This window comes from Bacteroides sp. RCH18, assembly GCF_058231005.1.
The window spans coordinates 435,012-451,379 of sequence record NZ_JBIPTC010000001.1 but is presented as its reverse complement, the minus strand read 5'-3'; the positions used below and the strand labels follow the sequence as shown (position 1 = coordinate 451,379).

6 protein-coding genes are annotated in these 16,368 nt (G+C 43.6%); 1 reads left to right on the top strand and 5 read right to left on the bottom strand.

What is annotated here, in order from left to right; all coding sequences use genetic code 11:
- Position 1: 1 nt before the first annotated feature.
- A complete protein-coding gene (locus ACHLI0_RS01650; RefSeq protein WP_413554769.1) occupies positions 2–2,854 on the bottom strand; it encodes a glycoside hydrolase family 2 protein in 2,853 nt (950 codons plus the stop codon).
- Between the two features lie 50 nt (positions 2,855–2,904).
- Positions 2,905–6,183 carry a glycoside hydrolase family 2 TIM barrel-domain containing protein gene (locus ACHLI0_RS01645; RefSeq protein WP_490748314.1) on the bottom strand — a complete coding sequence of 1,093 codons (3,279 nt, stop codon included), beginning with the start codon at positions 6,181–6,183 and terminating at the stop codon, positions 2,905–2,907.
- Positions 6,184–6,537: 354 nt separating this feature from the next.
- On the opposite strand from ACHLI0_RS01645, the gene ACHLI0_RS01640 reads away from it, so the two are divergent.
- Entirely contained in the window at positions 6,538–8,037 is a 1,500-nt protein-coding gene (locus ACHLI0_RS01640; protein WP_490748313.1) for a sensor histidine kinase, read from the top strand.
- Here ACHLI0_RS01640 and ACHLI0_RS01635 read toward each other — a convergent pair.
- The 3 genes from ACHLI0_RS01635 to ACHLI0_RS01625 form a co-directional block, all read right to left on the bottom strand.
- Positions 8,034–8,879: a helix-turn-helix domain-containing protein gene (locus ACHLI0_RS01635; protein WP_490748312.1), complete on the bottom strand. Its 846-nt coding sequence runs from the start codon at positions 8,877–8,879 to the stop codon at positions 8,034–8,036. The genes ACHLI0_RS01640 and ACHLI0_RS01635 overlap by 4 nt on opposite strands.
- A gap of 214 nt (positions 8,880–9,093) precedes the next feature.
- Positions 9,094–13,311 (bottom strand): beta-d-glucuronidase/beta-L-arabinofuranosidase, encoded by a 4,218-nt coding sequence (locus ACHLI0_RS01630; protein ID WP_490748311.1) that lies wholly within the window; start codon positions 13,309–13,311, stop codon positions 9,094–9,096.
- Between the two features lie 152 nt (positions 13,312–13,463).
- Positions 13,464–16,163, bottom strand: a complete 2,700-nt coding sequence (locus tag ACHLI0_RS01625; RefSeq protein ID WP_490748310.1) for an alpha-d-galacturonidase — start codon at positions 16,161–16,163, stop codon at positions 13,464–13,466.
- Between the last annotated feature and the right edge of the window lie 205 nt (positions 16,164–16,368).

Below are 16,368 nucleotides of genomic sequence, written 5' to 3'. Positions count from 1 at the left end.
TTTATTCCATAAACCGGAAAATGATTCGTCCGCTCTGCGGACCATTCACCCATTTTGGCTGCGATGACGGGCCACATAGATCAGTCGAATTTACTTTATTACGTACAGGAGGAATCACATTCAAGACAGAAATTCCACTTTCAGGAAGCGTATAAAGTAAGCGGTCACGACCGTCACGCGGCTGATATACTCCGATATAAGCATCCGGAGTTTCATTGGTCAGGCTGATAGTACCCTCTTTCGTACGGATGTTCATCCAGGAAACACTGCCGAAATATCCTTTGAATTCGGGATATGTGAAGGTTTCACCCGGAATAGGATCGTTATAGTCGTTTTCCCAGACATCGTATTGCGTGCCATGAATACGGTTCTGCCATACACGGTAGGGCCCCGCTCCCAGCCAGCGTTTACTGATCACTTGATCTTCGGGATAGTCGAAGCAGATTCCCATTAAATCTACCACACCGGAGAAATTGTAGGTATAATCCAGCACCGCTTCTCCACTTGGATTGATTGTCCATTGCGCTTTATCCAGATTACCCAGTTTATAATTGGCAGTAACAATCAGATTGCCTCCGTCTTCTTTTACATCCAGTTTCGTGAATACAGCAGCATCAGGGAATTCGCTGTAGGTACGATCCTTTTCTTTCGCTTTTTCGTCATCGTGATTATAAAACTGATCCAATGAGCGGTCGGCACGACGGGCACCGATGAAACGAGGGCCGTTGGCAAAGCTGATCTTGCGATTGTTTACGGATACACCTTTCAGCTGACCGTCTTTTTTTGAGAAAATGAAAGTATGATTCTTCGCTTTTACGGTAAGTTCATTTTCTGTTTCTGTAGAGGTTACCTTCTTAGATAAGGGAGAAAGCACTTCATTAGCCTGATTCAGTTTGTTCACAGGGAAAGTCCAGCGCCAAAGTTCATGACCGTATCGGTCGATGGCTGTGAGGAAAAGGGCATCGGCATCCGGAAGGATCGTTGTTTTAATATCCAGCACACCTGCCGAATGGGCTGCGACATCACTTCCTTGTACTTCCCCTTGTTTCAGAACTTGGGCAGTTGTATTAGAAGCATCTGTTGCGGTAGGGAACTTCACCTGTTTCCAAAGGAAACGGCAAGTGTTCAGATTCAGAAAATCATAACGGTTTTCTACGGAGAACTTACCGTCAAACTGCTTGTCGACAGAAGTATTCATGATTTGTACCGGACTCCATAACTGCTTGATTGTGTAGAAACTGCCTTCCTTTTCATGATGTGGCCCTACAATACCGTCAGCGCCGAAATTTCCTTGATTATCAATGAATCCGTCCATATCGACACGCTTCACTCCTTCGTCTGCCAGTACCCAAAGGAAACCACCGATACAGCGGGGATGTTTACGCATCATTTCCCAATAGTCGTATAATCCGGCACCATGACCGCCATCATACAAACCGTGGAGAAATTCTGTCGGCATAAAGATTTCCGGCAAGCGCATATAGTTCTGACTTTCTCCGTAAGAACGGTAATGCATGGTTTCAAAACCTGAGAAATTGCCTTGCGGGTGAATCACCGGACGTTTCTGCGGATCGTACTTGTGAAATTCTCCATCGAGTTCGGTATTCCATCCTTTTTCATTACCATTACTCCACCAAATAATAGACGGGTGGTTAACGTCACGCTCTATCATTCCTTCGATCAGGCGTACTCCGGTCGGAGTATCGTATTTGCCATGCCAGCCTCCTAATTCATCCATCACGTAAAGTCCCAAAGAATCACAAGCTTCCAGAAACTCCGGATCAGCCGGATAGTGACTCAGACGGACGGAGTTCATATTCATGTCTTTCATCAAAAGAACATCTTCGATATTTTTCGCTTTACTTAATGTACGGCCACTTTCCGGACGGAAGCTATGGCGATTGACACCACGCACCATAATGCGTACGCCGTTTACGTATAATCCGTCACTTTCGCGTACTTCGATGGTACGAAAACCGAATGTTTCTGTCTCGTTGTGCAGCACTTTTCCGTTTTTGTCCAGCAAAGAAAACTGAGCTTTATAAAGATTCGGTGTTTCGGCTGTCCATAGAGCCGGATCAGAGACATTGAGCTGTAAAGAAGTCCAGTCTCCTCCTGCTTTTACAGCTACGGTCGTTTCAGTTAGTTTTTTGCCTTTATTATCCAGAATCTGTGCCCGGATACTCATTCCGTCATTAGACAGATTGGTATAGCAATTGGCACGGAAGGAACCATCCATTTGTGCATCGATGGCGATGTGACGTAAATTAATCGCAGGTTTTACTTCTAGAAATACCGGACGGAAAATACCTCCGAAATTCCAATAGTCGGCACGTCGCTCGGCAAGATTCACACTGGCATTTTCGCTTTCCTTTGAAACGGTTACTTCCAGCAGATTCTTTTTTCCATACTTAAGGAAATCTGTGACATTGTATGAAAAACGATAGAAAGCTCCCTGATGTTTCGAGCCGACTTTACGCCCGTTTACTTTAACTTCGGTATCTGTCATCGAAGCCTCGAATACCAGATTTACCTGCTGCCCGCGGAACTTCTCGGGGACCTCAAACTCGTACTTATACATTCCTTTTTCATCGGCGATACCTTCGGGGAATGCTTTGCCATAAAAGGTGATTCCATACTGATAGGTGCCAAAGCCCTGCAACTCCCAGCATGACGGTACGCCGATCTTCGTCCATTTGCCGGAATTGCGTCCGTCAGTACAGAAGAAGTCCCATTCTACCATATCATCACATCCGTGACCGGAAAGGTATTGCCGTTCCGTTTGCGGAAGGGTTTGAGCAGCCAGAGTAGTTGCCAACGCCAAGGTTGATAATAAAGTGGTTACTTTTCTCATTGTTACTTTTATTATTGTGTTAGTTACTATTAATTGTATCAATTCTTATTTTACTGCTTGCTGATGCGTATATGCAGCGTATGTTCTTTTTTCTCAATAGCATACTTCTTCAGTACGCCCGGTCCGCAGCTGCTATTCCCTAATCCGAGCACGGCCGCGTCCATACTGAGAATAATTTCGGGACGTGGCTTCAGATTGCAGTCATGGGTTTCTTTATATAAATCCTGTGCAGTATAATGCAAAGCAGAGGCCGAAAATACATCTTCTACCGCGTCTACACGGATACCTTTATTCTGTTTGTCTGTCAGCGTAAGAAATTGTACTTCTTCCTTATTTCCGCTATCCTGCGGACGAGGATAATGTACATACTGTTCTGCTACCGTTCCCTTCCAGAGCCCTGTTGCGGCAGATGTCTTGCGATCGGGATAATTATCCTGTGGCCCTCTGCCATACCATGTAAAGGTATTATAGGCAGGAGCCAGACAGAATGCAAGCCCTAAACGAGGCAATTCCGGAAGTACTCCTTGTGGTAAGAAAGTAGTTTTCAGATCAATGGCTCCATCGGAAGAAATGGTATAGACGGATATCGTTGTCACGTTGCCTTCTTTATATAAATTAGTTGTCCGGATACGTACTATGACTGCCCCATCTGCACGTACTTCATGATCGAAAGACTCCAGACTAATCAGAGGATGGTCCATGCCATGCAGTTTCCAGTCTTTTGCCAGCCAGTTTCCGAAACTCTTGTCATTGTCTGTCGGAGCACGGAATGCTTGCGTGACAGGCTGAACCGGAAAATGATTCTGAGTCAATATTTCTTTGTCATTGTACATAAGGGAAGTTATACTTCCGACTGTTTTCTTTTCCCACTGAACCGAGAAACCGCGTCCGCTAACCGATAAAGATTTATCATCCTCTTTTATTTGCAGTGCTCCTTTATTGATCAGATCGGCAGACAACAATTCTCCTTGCTGTAAGCAGAATTGTTCCCAAGTAACTTCATGACCGGCTTTTGCCCAAAGGGCATCAGATTTCAATACGATGCTTACTTTTAGCTGACAATCAGAAAGCGTATTCGTTGAGTTGCTGTTGTTGCTTTTTCTGTTTAAAGCCTTCTTGTCCGATAAGGAACGGAAAGCAGGTAAAGTAATTGTTTCACTCTCACCCGGGGCGACTTCCGGTAATGTGATTTCTCCCTGTTCTTTCTGTTTACCATCTATTGTCAATGTCCATAAGCAGCGATACTGAGATAAGTCTATATGATGATTCCTGTTTGTAACGGTCAATTGTCCATTGTTGACGGCCAACTGAATCGGTGCATATACTTTCTTTACTTCCCAATATTTCGGAGTCGTCTCACGATCACTCATCAATAGACCGTTAAAGCAGAAAGCTTTCAGATTCGGCTTATCACCGAAGTCTCCGCCATACGCCACCATAATGCGGCCATCAGGCAATTCTTTATAAATTCCCTGATCTACCCAGTCCCATATGAAACCGCCCAGCATACGGGGATTGCTATATATTTCATCCCAATATTCTTTAAAGTTGCCCAACGCATTTCCCATCGAATGGGCATATTCGCTTGTCATCACCGGACGGTCGTCATTGGTACGTTCCGCTATTTCCAACAGCCGTTCCCAACGTGCATTTTCCGCACGTTCTTTGTCTTCTCCTTCTGCAATGCTCGGATTCAGATATTCTTGTTTCACACGGGTATAAAAACGGCTGATCACATCGACCGTCTTCGGATCAGGATTGCCATCTACTCCCTGCGCACCTTCATAATGAACGGGGCGTGTAGGATCAAAATCGTGTAACCATGCAGAAATAGCTGCAAAGTTCGGTCCGTAGCCGCTTTCATTTCCCATACTCCACATCACGATACTTGGATAGTTCTTATCACGTTCTGCCATGCGGACCGCACGATCCATAAAGGCAGCATACCAATCGGGAGTACTTGCCAGTGTCCCGCGCAGACCATGCTCTTCGATATCCGCTTCATCCATCACATAAAGCCCTAAACTATCACAGAGTTCATACCAGCGGCTCACATTGGGATAATGGCTGGTACGAACGGCATTGATATTTGCCTGTTTCATCAGCAGTATATCCTGAAGCATTCTTTCTTCACTCATTACGCGTGCCGTCCGTGGATCGTGTTCATGACGATTCACACCTCTGAAGCGAACCGGATTACCGTTAATCAGTAATTGTCCTTTATTGATTTCTACAGTACGGAAACCGACCGACTGCTCTGCCTGTTCTATCACTTTTCCCTCCGCATTCTGCAAAGTTAGGTGTAGTTTATAAAGATAAGGTGTTTCCGCTGTCCATCTTTCCGGTGATTTTATTATGGCTGACAGACGTCCTGTCTTACGTGGCCCACGCTGCGGATACCACTCATTCATCCGGCTTGCTTTGTGCTCCAAATCCAGTATTTCTTCCACCTCTCCCTGCAACTTTACTATCTCCTTTCCACTTGCGTCTTTCAACACACCTTGCAAGGTATATCCTTTTCCGGTCATACCTCTGTATACACTAAATTGCGGATCGATCTGCAAAATAAAGTCCTCATAATTGCCGGCAGATGCAGGAAGAGTGCGTATCGCATAATCACGCATACGAACATCAGGTGTATGTATCAGATGAATGCTACGATGAATACCGCCAAAACGCCAGAAGTCCTGATCTTCGAGATAAGACCCGTCACTATAACGGTACACTTCCAGTGCTATCTGATTCTCACCGGTCTTCAGATAGTCGGTGATGTTAAATTCACTTGGCTCCATACTGCCTTGGCTATACCCTACCCGTTCGCCATTTATCCAGACATAGAAAGCACTCATCACTCCTTCAAAGCGAAGAAAAGTCTGTCCGTCCGCTTCCCATTCCACAGGCAAAACGAATGTGCGCCGATACTGTCCGACCGGGTTTCGTTCTTTATAGGTCGTATAGTCGGCTTTCGGCTCTCCCATTACCCGTGGAGGATCTATCTTAAACGGATAACCAGCAGATACATAAATAGGCGTGCCATATCCGTTGACTTCCCAATTGGCAGGAACAGGAAAGTCCTTCCAGTCTTTATCATTAAAATCAGTCTGATAGAAATCTATGATTCTTTCGCCCGGAACAGGAGTCCATCGGAACTTCCATGTTCCGTCCAAAGACATCGAACAGTCTCCTTTCTGTACGGAGAAAGGAGTAAAAGCAGCTCGTGCCGGTTCACGATTGATCTGGAGAACATGATGATTCTCCCAGTCATGCATTGTCTGTGCCTGCATCGGGCAAGCGACCAATGCTCCAAGCAGTAATGTATATATTTTCATTCGTTCTTTTTTTTTCATACCAAGAAGACGGACGAAGGGGCATTTTGTACCCCTTTCTTTTACATTAATATTAAAGAATAATAAAAGGAGAAACACTCTATGAAGGGTTGTCTCGCTTCACACGCACAGTATGAGCATACGATTGAAGATCCGGAACTAAAACCGTAATTAAAATAAGAATATCAATTATTAAAATGCAAACATCGTTTTAACAATTAAGGTCTTGCGAATTAAAATACTCCTTCAGATAGGGGTAAAAACATATATGAATATCGTATTATCTTCCGGGAAATGTTTTTCTTTGTTATACATTCATGTCATTTATCTCATGTTCTGCATTAAAAAACAAAAGAAATGGAAGAGAATAAACAAACACTTTACAATGATGAGTTGCTAAATATCCTGCCTGACGGAGTTATTATATTTAATGTAAATGGAGAGGTTATCCAACTTAACCACCAGGCCTTAACCGAACTTCATGTCCATTCATCAGTCAATACAATGATGCCTCTTTCAACCAATATTCTTTTCAAACTATTAAATAATAAAGAAGATATTCTTTCTGTCATTTTAAAAAAGATTCGTCAGGGTGAACAAACATATTCGCTTCCGGAACAAACATTCATGCAAGAACAGGTGGATTATACCCAATTCCCGATCAGAGGTGATTTTGCAACGATCAAAGAAGAAGGTCATCTGAAAAAGATCTTATTCTTTTTTCGCAATATCACAATAGAACTGACACAAGAGTATATTCTGAACACAGCCTTGCAAAGAACCAAAATATATCCGTGGTATTATGATATAAACCGAAGTGAATTTACTCTTGACAACCGTTATTTCGAACATTTAGGTATTTCGGCCGGAGAAAACAACACTCTGACTATGGAAGAATACGTAAACATGATTCATCCGGACGACCGGCAAGCTATGGCCGACGCCTTTATTGTGCAACTTAGCGGCATGGAAACGTTCGATAAATCTGTCCCCTTCCGCCTGCATCGTGGAGACGGAACTTGGGAATGGTTTGAAGGCCAGTCTACTTATATTGCCAATATCTCAGGGCATCCCTATCGGTTGGTCGGTATCTGTATGAGTATTCAAGAATATAAGGACATAGAGAATACCTTAATCGAAGCACGTCAGAAGGCAGAAGAAAGCGACCGACTTAAAATGGCTTTTCTGGCAAATATGAGTCATGAGATTCGTACACCACTAAATGCAATAGTCGGCTTCTCTGATGTAATTGGTTCTACGTATGATGAATTAAGCGAGGAAGAACGTGCCGATTTTGTGAGATTAATCAGTATCAACAGCGAACACTTAGTAAGACTGATTGATGATGTACTTGATTTATCCAAGATTGAATCAAATACGATTAAATTTACTTTCACAGACTGTTCTCTCCGATCTCTCATGATGGATATAGAGAAAGAACAGGCAATGAAACCTATATCGGAAATAGAGATCAAAGCATCATTACCCAATGAAGATGTCTATATTAACACAGATGCTACACGTCTGAAACAAGTCATATGTAACTTTATTAATAACGCCCGTAAATTTACCGAAAAAGGGTATATTCATTTTGGTTATGCAGTTGATCCAGTCAATGCAGACTCTGTGAATATCTTTGTGGAAGATACCGGTTCGGGAATTCCTCAAGAATGCCAAAAAGAAATATTCGACCGTTTTTATAAAGTAGATACTTTTAAACAAGGAACCGGCCTGGGACTTTCTATCTGCAAAACGATTGTGGAACATTTGCAAGGAGACATCTCTGTAGAGTCTGAAATGGGAAAAGGTAGCCGGTTTATCGTTACTCTTCCATTTGAAAGGCAGACAGAAGATTAATGTCCTCTGTATTCCTGCGGAGTGACACCGGTATGCTGCTTAAAGAATTTATTGAAGAAAGAGATATTATTGAATCCCAAAGACAAAGCGATATTCTTCACAGGTTCATTACTTGACTTTAAACGAGACTTAGCATCCATCAGAATGACGGAAGCAATGACTTCCAGCGGGGTATTCCCCGCTGCCTTTTTAATTGTTGAACAAAAATGAGGCAGACTAAGTCCCAAATGATCAGCATAAAAAGAGGCACCATGATGAACTGTATAATTCTTCATGACCAGTTGCAGGAACTCCTGATATATCTCATATTTTCTTGATTGAGTAGATAAATACCGATTGCTCTGTAGCTTATAAATCTCTGTTGCCCCCTGAATAAACATAGTGAGTACAGCCTTTACGATTTCTTTATTGGCCAATGTCTTGGCAGAAGCATACGCAAGAATCAATGACTCATAAAACATCTTATAGCTACAGGCTTGCAATGGAGACAAATTGATAACCGGATTTTCTACTATTATCGGAAGCAGATGCTGGGTGGATTTCATCAGATTTATATTTTCTATGAACTGAGATGAAAAGCCTGCATAATAAATCTGAATATCAGATGAAAACTCATGAATTTCCATGAAATAATTAGGTGGCAGAGTGATTAAATCATTTTCGACAATATTATATCGTTCTCCATTAATTGTTGCCTGTATTGTCCCTTTCACACAAAGTATGAAGAATCCTGCCTCTATTTTACAATGAAAATTCTTATACCCATTCAGTAAGTTTATCCCAAATCCTTCTCCCACTATATAATCAACTGTTAAATCGTACCTCGGTATATCGCTTTCCATCGTTATTTTGTTTTTTACTTCAAATATAGAGATTATTTAAAATCTACGCTCGAAATAATTAAAATCTGACTATCGAATCATAAAAAAATAACATATATATTCTATTATATAGGAAAAAGGTTTCAAAATAAGAAACGGGATGCAGAAAGCTATACAAGCTTCTTTGCGTCCCGCTTTTTTACTACTATTGCAAAAGTTCAGTCTGCTAACAGATTTATTGAATATCCAAGGCATCAAAAGCCAGACCGTCCATATTTTCCGCTGAAAGTAATACTTTATAATGTCCGGCGTTGATAAAAGTTCCGGTGGTGGTACTCATCATCTTCCATTTGTCCGGTGTTTCCGGGAAGGTCAGAATGTCTTCTTTGAGCACTACTCCCTTTGAATCGATGAACTTCATTAAAACAGGCATTGGTTTTCCGGTAGTATTCATATATTTAAAGCGAAGGGCATAAACCTGTGCCAGTCCGGTAGAGATATTCCATTCAATACTGTTACCTTTTCCTTTATCAAAGAATACTCCCGTTTGCTTGCGATGTTCTTTCTTCCGGAACTTGCCTTGCAGGGTTGCCGTTTCAGCTTCATACGCTACACTGACACGGGCATTCTTGTCTTTGGGAAGCAACTCTTTCGGTGTTTTTTCCATGATTTCTATGCCGGCCTTTTCCCAACTCCAGTCGGATGCGGGGAATACAGTAGGTTGCAGATTCGAGTCAACAGAAGCAATGGCAATACCTGAAATCAGCCCCTGTCCTGCTTTCACTTCCGGGAAATGAATCTTCAGTACTCCACCTTTAACTGTAGCGTACACTACTTTCTTGCATACTCCGTCGTGTCCACTCTCCGCCCAAATATCAAGATCATCCAATACTACCGAATCATTCACTGCCACATCGAAGATGCGCAACCCCTCGCAGTCGGTGGAAGCACTGCCTCCCGTCCCATGCCAAGGCTCTGTGAAGTAGAGTTCAATCCGATATGTTCCGTCAGCTACCGGGAAATTGTACTCCAGTTGATGACGTCCGAAACGGAAGTGCTGGAACAACTTCCAGTCACGGCTTCCCCGAATCGGATCATTCGTCGTGCGCTGACTGGCAAGGTATGGATTCAACTCTTCAAAGTTCGTTGCCCATGAACGGGAATAATGGGTATTATCCTGCATCCATAACTGACCGAAACTATCTGTATAGTCGTCTCCTCCACAGTTGATACGGTACAAGTAATTATATCCGTCTTCCCCTTTCAATACAGGTTTAGCATTCTGATATAGTACGTCAAAGTGGGGAGCTTGCTCCAGTCCGTTGAGTACAATTATGTCTTCGGCAACCGGTTTCCCTTTGTAATATCCTACAGCACGAAGTACATTATAACGAATATCCCGATTCTCCCACATGAAGTGGGTGCCTGTTCCATTATTCTTTTTGCGTCCCAGATAAGTCACTTTGTCATTGACCATGTCGTTATAAAGCAATACGGAATCACAATTGCTGTAAGCCTCGATAGTAGCCCGACGACGTCCTTTCTCAAAACGATCCGCCCAGGTATGTGATACCAGGTATACCATCGGGTCCTTTGCCGCCGGCACATAGTTGGCACGATACATATAATATACATCCAGTGGCTCTTCCCACGGAGTCACCAGTCCTTTATAGTTGAACGGACCTACTTTATCTATTTTCCGGAATGCTTCATCCGGCTGGCGACGTCCGGGATTGTCGTGGCTGCTGAAAATCCATTGGAACTGTCCGCAAACACTGTCTTTGGCCTGTTCCGCCAGACGAATCTTTGTTTCCATCAACTGACACATACGACTTTCGCTCCATACTCCATTCACTTCAAATTTGCCGGGTTCCGTATGCAGATCAATACTTCTCCATGCACCATATTCTCCATTCAGCAACTGGTTCTTCTGCGAAAGTTCCTTTCCGTATTTCGTAACATCTCCTCCATACGTACCACTCCAATTCTGAATAACATTCCAGTCGGTTCCTTCACCACCGTTGCAGGTGGTGATGATACGCATCGTACGTGCTGTCGGGTCCATTTCGCGAATGATTTCACTGCATTCCTGTGCAAATTCACGAGGCAATGTACTTTCATTCTGCAATCCCCATATCACTACCGACGGAGAATTACGGCGTTCCTTCACCCATTGACGAAGCAGCTTTTTAAAGTTCTCTCGAAACTCCGGTGTGTCATACCATACATGGGCAGAAAGTTGTGTCCAGAACAAGACGCCTTCTTCATCCCAATATTTCTGATAATCGAGATGATGGGGCTGATGGGCATCACGGAAAGCGTTGAAACCTGCCGCACGCATTTGTTTCACTCTCGCAGCTACCTGCTCCCGACTGAAGGCATGACTTTGCCCGAACTGATGCTCATATTCGCATACACCATTGATAAAGACAGGCTTTCCATTCAGATAGAAACGCCCATCTTCGTCATTTCTCTTTACCGGCCAACTGATTGTACGGATACCGAAAGGCGTAGAGATCTCATCCGTTGTTTGGGTATCACGCTTAATCATACTTGCCAATTTATAAAGATAGGGATTCTCCGTATCCCATAAAACAGGATTCTCTACAGGAGACTGTTGGCGAATCACCTTCATCTCTCCCGGAGCCAATGTTACCTTCTCTACGAGACGGAACACTTGTTTACCGTCCGCATTACTCAACTTATTGACTACTTCTATTGTCTCCGTGGTCTTACCATAGTTCTTTACTTCTGTTTCGACAAAGACATTAGCCGCCTTTTCGTCATTCCAGATGTGTACTCCGAAGGGTTCAATACGGATCTCGTCTGTTGCCTCCAGTACCACCGGACGGAATATACCTAACGGCTGAGATCCTTCACTGAATCCCCACTCCGACGAGCAGCCACCACATACCCACGGCATATCGGCTATCATTTCCGGATGCTCTACTTTTACTTCCAGACGATTCGTTCCCTGTTTCAACGCGTCGGTCACATCCAGTGTCAACGTGGTACGTCCTACCGGATAACGTCCGAAATCATGTCCGTTCACTTTAATAGTAGCATACGTACCTACCCCCTCAAAACGGAGGAAATAACGTTTTTTTAATTGAGAATTGACAGTTGACAATGGATAATTATCGAGGGAGAAGTCTTTTACATACATAGCTGTTCCGTGCAGGTTGCCATGAGTCAGTTGGCGATAACCGTAATAGTCATCCCAATTATGAGGTATTTGACAATTAATAATCGGGGATTGGTGATTGCTTTTTGAATTGTCAATTAACCAGGTTTTCCAGCCTTCATTCAGTTCAGTGATCATCCGGCGATTCTTCGTTTCCGGCTTCGGGAAGCGAACGGCAGAGCGTCCCATCGGCTTACTTGTAGCAACAGCGATACCACGCTGTTCGGCATTGTTCACCGCACAATAGAAATGATAAACCACTCCGTCGTGTTTGATCACATAGCTTTTATGCGCAAATAATTCGTCGTAATTCTTGGAAGGAATGATCAAATCAGCTCCATGCCAGTCTGTCCAGTTGACGAGATCATAACTTGCAGCAAACGTATTAAAGGCTTTATACTTGCGTGATGGCTCAAAGGCAGAGAAATAAAACATCACGTACACGTCACCCATCTTCTGAATATGAGCATCACCGGTGATTGTTCCGTCCGCTTCGTGTGCAAAGACCGGATTGCCGGGATAACGTTTCCAGGTTTTCATATCCTTGGAAAGTGCGATTCCTACCCGTTCACCCTTTAAATCAGTTTCCGGATGACGTCCTCCCGCATTGTAAAACATCACAAACGGAGCACCCAGTGCTTTGTCTTTATCCCAGTAAACGGTACTTTTATATTGAGTCAACTTTTCCCACCACTGTGCATCTTTATCATGGATGCTCAGAATCGGTTTGTCCAGAGATTCCCATTCATGAGCGGTGGAAATATCTCCTTTGGTAGATGCCAGTCCGACAAAGAGTGGTGCTTTTACAGCTTCATAACCTGTACCTTCTCCACCGATGTAAGTCATCCAGTGGCGGCCTTTGTAGGTCTGAAGTTCGTAGCTTCCACCCCACTCCATATCCGGCAGCGCGGGGAATCCTCCACGCTGATTACAATCCCATTTACCGTCCCGATAAGAAAGTACACGTCCTAAAGTACGCCAATCAAGCAGATTATCACTTTCTGCAATCCAGGTTTCGTATCCACGGCCATCCGTGCCGGTTTTGCCATTATAAACGACATAAGTCATCAGCCACTTGTCTCCCTGACGAAAGACAGTAGGACAATCAATCTTATGATAATTGTCGGTCGGGGCAACAGCAAGTCCGTACTTATAGGGCGTCTTTACCTCTTCATAAATCTGCTCCATCCGTTCCTGCGTGACTTTACGTTGGGCATACAGTGAGCATACGGCAGCTATACTTAAAAATGTCAGTAATAACTTCTTCATTATACTTTTGTCTATCATCTTTTTGTTGAGTTGCCGCTATTTGTTTCAAGCTTTGGAACAAATGGTTTCAAGTCATGAAACTAATAGTTTCAAAGAGAGAAACCAATAGTTTCAAGCCTTGAAACTAAATAGCGGCTTACAGCAATCGTTCATTAGTAAAACAACCAGTCCATCGTTTCTTCGTCTCCGGCAAGTCCGGCATTACGAACCTTCATATCCGCAGTCGTAAATCCAAGGACCTGAAGGCAGCCTTTGGGCAACATCAACGTATGTTTTCCTGCCGGAAAGCTATATGCGTGTACATTCGCTAATGGCATTCCATTGATATGGATTGCATTGGTCAGTACAGGTTCCGCCTGACCGTAATCGTTGGCAGATGCATCAATCTCCAGTTTCGGAGCTTTGGCATACTTCTTCTGATCGTCTTTAAAGTAGGCTACTAATAGTTTGACCGGAGCATTTGTTTCAAAAGTAATGCTTGTTCCTTTTTCCCGTTGTTCATTTCCATTAAAGCGGAATGCCTTCATTCCCTTCAGTTCAGGAGCTATTGCTTCTATTTTGCCCAGAAGATTTGTGAACAAGGAAGTTCCTTCATTCAGTTTCACTGTCGGATAATTCGATATTAAGTTCACATCCGCAGGAGCCCAGGCAGCGATCTCTACCGTTTCAGTCACCGCATTGCCATTTTGCTTTTCTTTCAGCATGGCAAGGTTCGCTTTGAAGTTCTCCAATTCTTTTTCGTAGTGTACCAGCAGTTCTTTCCATGTCTTATTATGACCATCGTCCCCGCCGATAGGAATACGGCGCTGGGCAGTCTGCATACTGTTGGCATATAAATAATGCTCGTCTGTCAGTTCCACCAGTTTGCGGTAATGTTCCAGACTTTGTTCCATCAGAGGGATGGCTTCTTCCAGATTTTTCATGTCTTTTCCCCACTGATAGTCCAACACCAGTTTCGCAGCTTTCACTTTCAGATTAAACGCATAGGCAAACTCACGGTAACAATGCATATCATTCTGCAGACGTGCGAATTCTTCTTTGTTAGAGGAGATGGAACCGGCTGCTTTGTCAATCGCTGCTATTGCCTTATCACCGTGTTCAATCACCTGAGCGACAATGTCCAGCGGCATCTCACCTACATGAGGCTGATTTTTCCATTCTTTCTCTACAAATTCGATCAGCTTTTCGCCTTCCGGTCCGCAGCTTTCATAGAATCCCGGATAGATGGTATATTTGTACGGATTGACAAGCTGGCTCATAAACATACCCAACAATAACGTCTGACGGTTTCCTTCTGTGATACCAAAACGGCGTAATAACTTCGGAGCAATTTCTCCGCTTTCTTCATAAGCAATGCGAATATTGCCTGCATTCTCGTCGGATGTTCCGTAGAACTGTCCCAGTTGATGATTCCAGTAACCGATCTCGTCAGCACGATCCCGATGGCTGTTCCATGCATAACGTCCCCAGGTCTGATACCAGATCCAGTCGCGGTCCAGTTGGAATTCCCGTTCGCCATTCGGCAGTTTGTCGGCTGTATACGGCCAATCCCAGTACGAAGCCTGCGGATAAAGGTGCAGTGCATTGGCACCGTGCACGTTGTGCATCGCTTGTACCGCCTTCTGTACGAAGTCTGGAGAGCCCCAACGGAATGGTTCCAGATTTGCCAGGATATGTACATTACTGATATGAATAGATCCTAAAGAGCTCAAATCCGTATGAATCTTCGACCAGGGACCACGAGGTTCGTAAGTTGTCAGTGATTCACCATTATACTTATGCATCGTATAAAGATTCTTATATATCGGCAATGCCGCATCCATTACCAGTTTGCAGTCTGTATCGTGTGCACGCAGCAAAAGAGGCGGTTCGTCGGTACGTCCCAATGCCTGTAATCCGTCTTTTACACCCGGAATGATGGTCTTTGTGAACCATTCCACATCATCTTCTACCGTACACATGGCTTCTCCCAGGCAAACCAGCAGTCCCACATTCGGATATTTCTCTATAAATGCGGCAATGCTTTTACGGGTATAGTCTGCAATCAGAGGAGTGATGGGACGGTTACGGTCCTGCGTTTTCAGTCCATAATGCTCTGCAAATGGTTTGGAGAGGATGATATTGTAGAACATCTGTATCACGAAGATACCACGTTTATCCGCTTCTTCCGTAAGGAAAGAAAACATCTCTTCATTCTTCTTGAACGTCTCTTCGTCTACTTCCAGCGCAAACGGATAATCTTCCAGTTTGATCAACGATGCAAACGGATGACCATTCCAGAGATACAGGGAATTCATGCGGTTGGCTACCAGCATATCGAGGTATTTAATCCATTGTTTCTTATCATAAAACCAAGGGAAACTTTCCGGAGTATACGGATACTCATACACACCGTGTCCCGGCAGGTAAGTCATCTTCTGCAGACCGACACAAGCGCCGCGGAGCACCATTTCCGGACCATCTTTCAACTCTTCCGGAAAGTCAAGCTTGCCATCAGAGTCGTTCACACGGTCTATCAGTTCGCGACTTCCGTAGATCACTCCGCTTCCGTCTCTGCCGCTTACTCTTGTCAGATTGCCGGTAGTCGTAATATGAAAGCCTTCTTTCTTAAGCGTCGTATCATTCACTTCCGTCAGCAGAATCGTCTTTATTTCAGGATCGGAGAATGTGGTATCCCCTTGTTGCATCATTACCTGATAACCGGCTTTATCCAAGGTAGTCTGTAACTGTTCCGCACTGAACAGAATACGGTTTGACGCATCCGGCGGAGTCATTATTTTCACGGTTTGCTTACCACACGCAGCTAAGAAAAGGGTGCATGCCGCAAACATGAACAATTTGGTATTTTTCATTCTTCTGATATATATTATAAAATGTATAATTTCGTCCTTTTATAAAAGAAAGACGAAGTAAGTCCTTGTTTGTACTCATTTATCCACTCTTCCACTTTTTGATACCATATTACCACATTATTCATCCAAAACATCTGTAATCCCCTTTATTCTTTAAAATAATATCTATATTTGCCGGACAGTATTCTATAATAAAAAAAGAAAA

What these genes read in the sequence shown, in the direction of transcription:
- ACHLI0_RS01630 (WP_490748311.1), bottom strand. Translation starts at nt 13,311, where the DNA reads ATGAAGAAGTTATTACTGACATTTTTAAGTATAGCTGCCGTATGCTCA.
- ACHLI0_RS01645 (WP_490748314.1), bottom strand. Translation starts at nt 6,183, where the DNA reads ATGAAAATATATACATTACTGCTTGGAGCATTGGTCGCTTGCCCGATG.
- ACHLI0_RS01635 (WP_490748312.1), bottom strand. Translation starts at nt 8,879, where the DNA reads ATGGAAAGCGATATACCGAGGTACGATTTAACAGTTGATTATATAGTG.
- ACHLI0_RS01640 (WP_490748313.1), top strand. Translation starts at nt 6,538, where the DNA reads ATGGAAGAGAATAAACAAACACTTTACAATGATGAGTTGCTAAATATC.
- ACHLI0_RS01650 (WP_413554769.1), bottom strand. Translation starts at nt 2,854, where the DNA reads ATGAGAAAAGTAACCACTTTATTATCAACCTTGGCGTTGGCAACTACT.
- ACHLI0_RS01625 (WP_490748310.1), bottom strand. Translation starts at nt 16,163, where the DNA reads ATGAAAAATACCAAATTGTTCATGTTTGCGGCATGCACCCTTTTCTTA.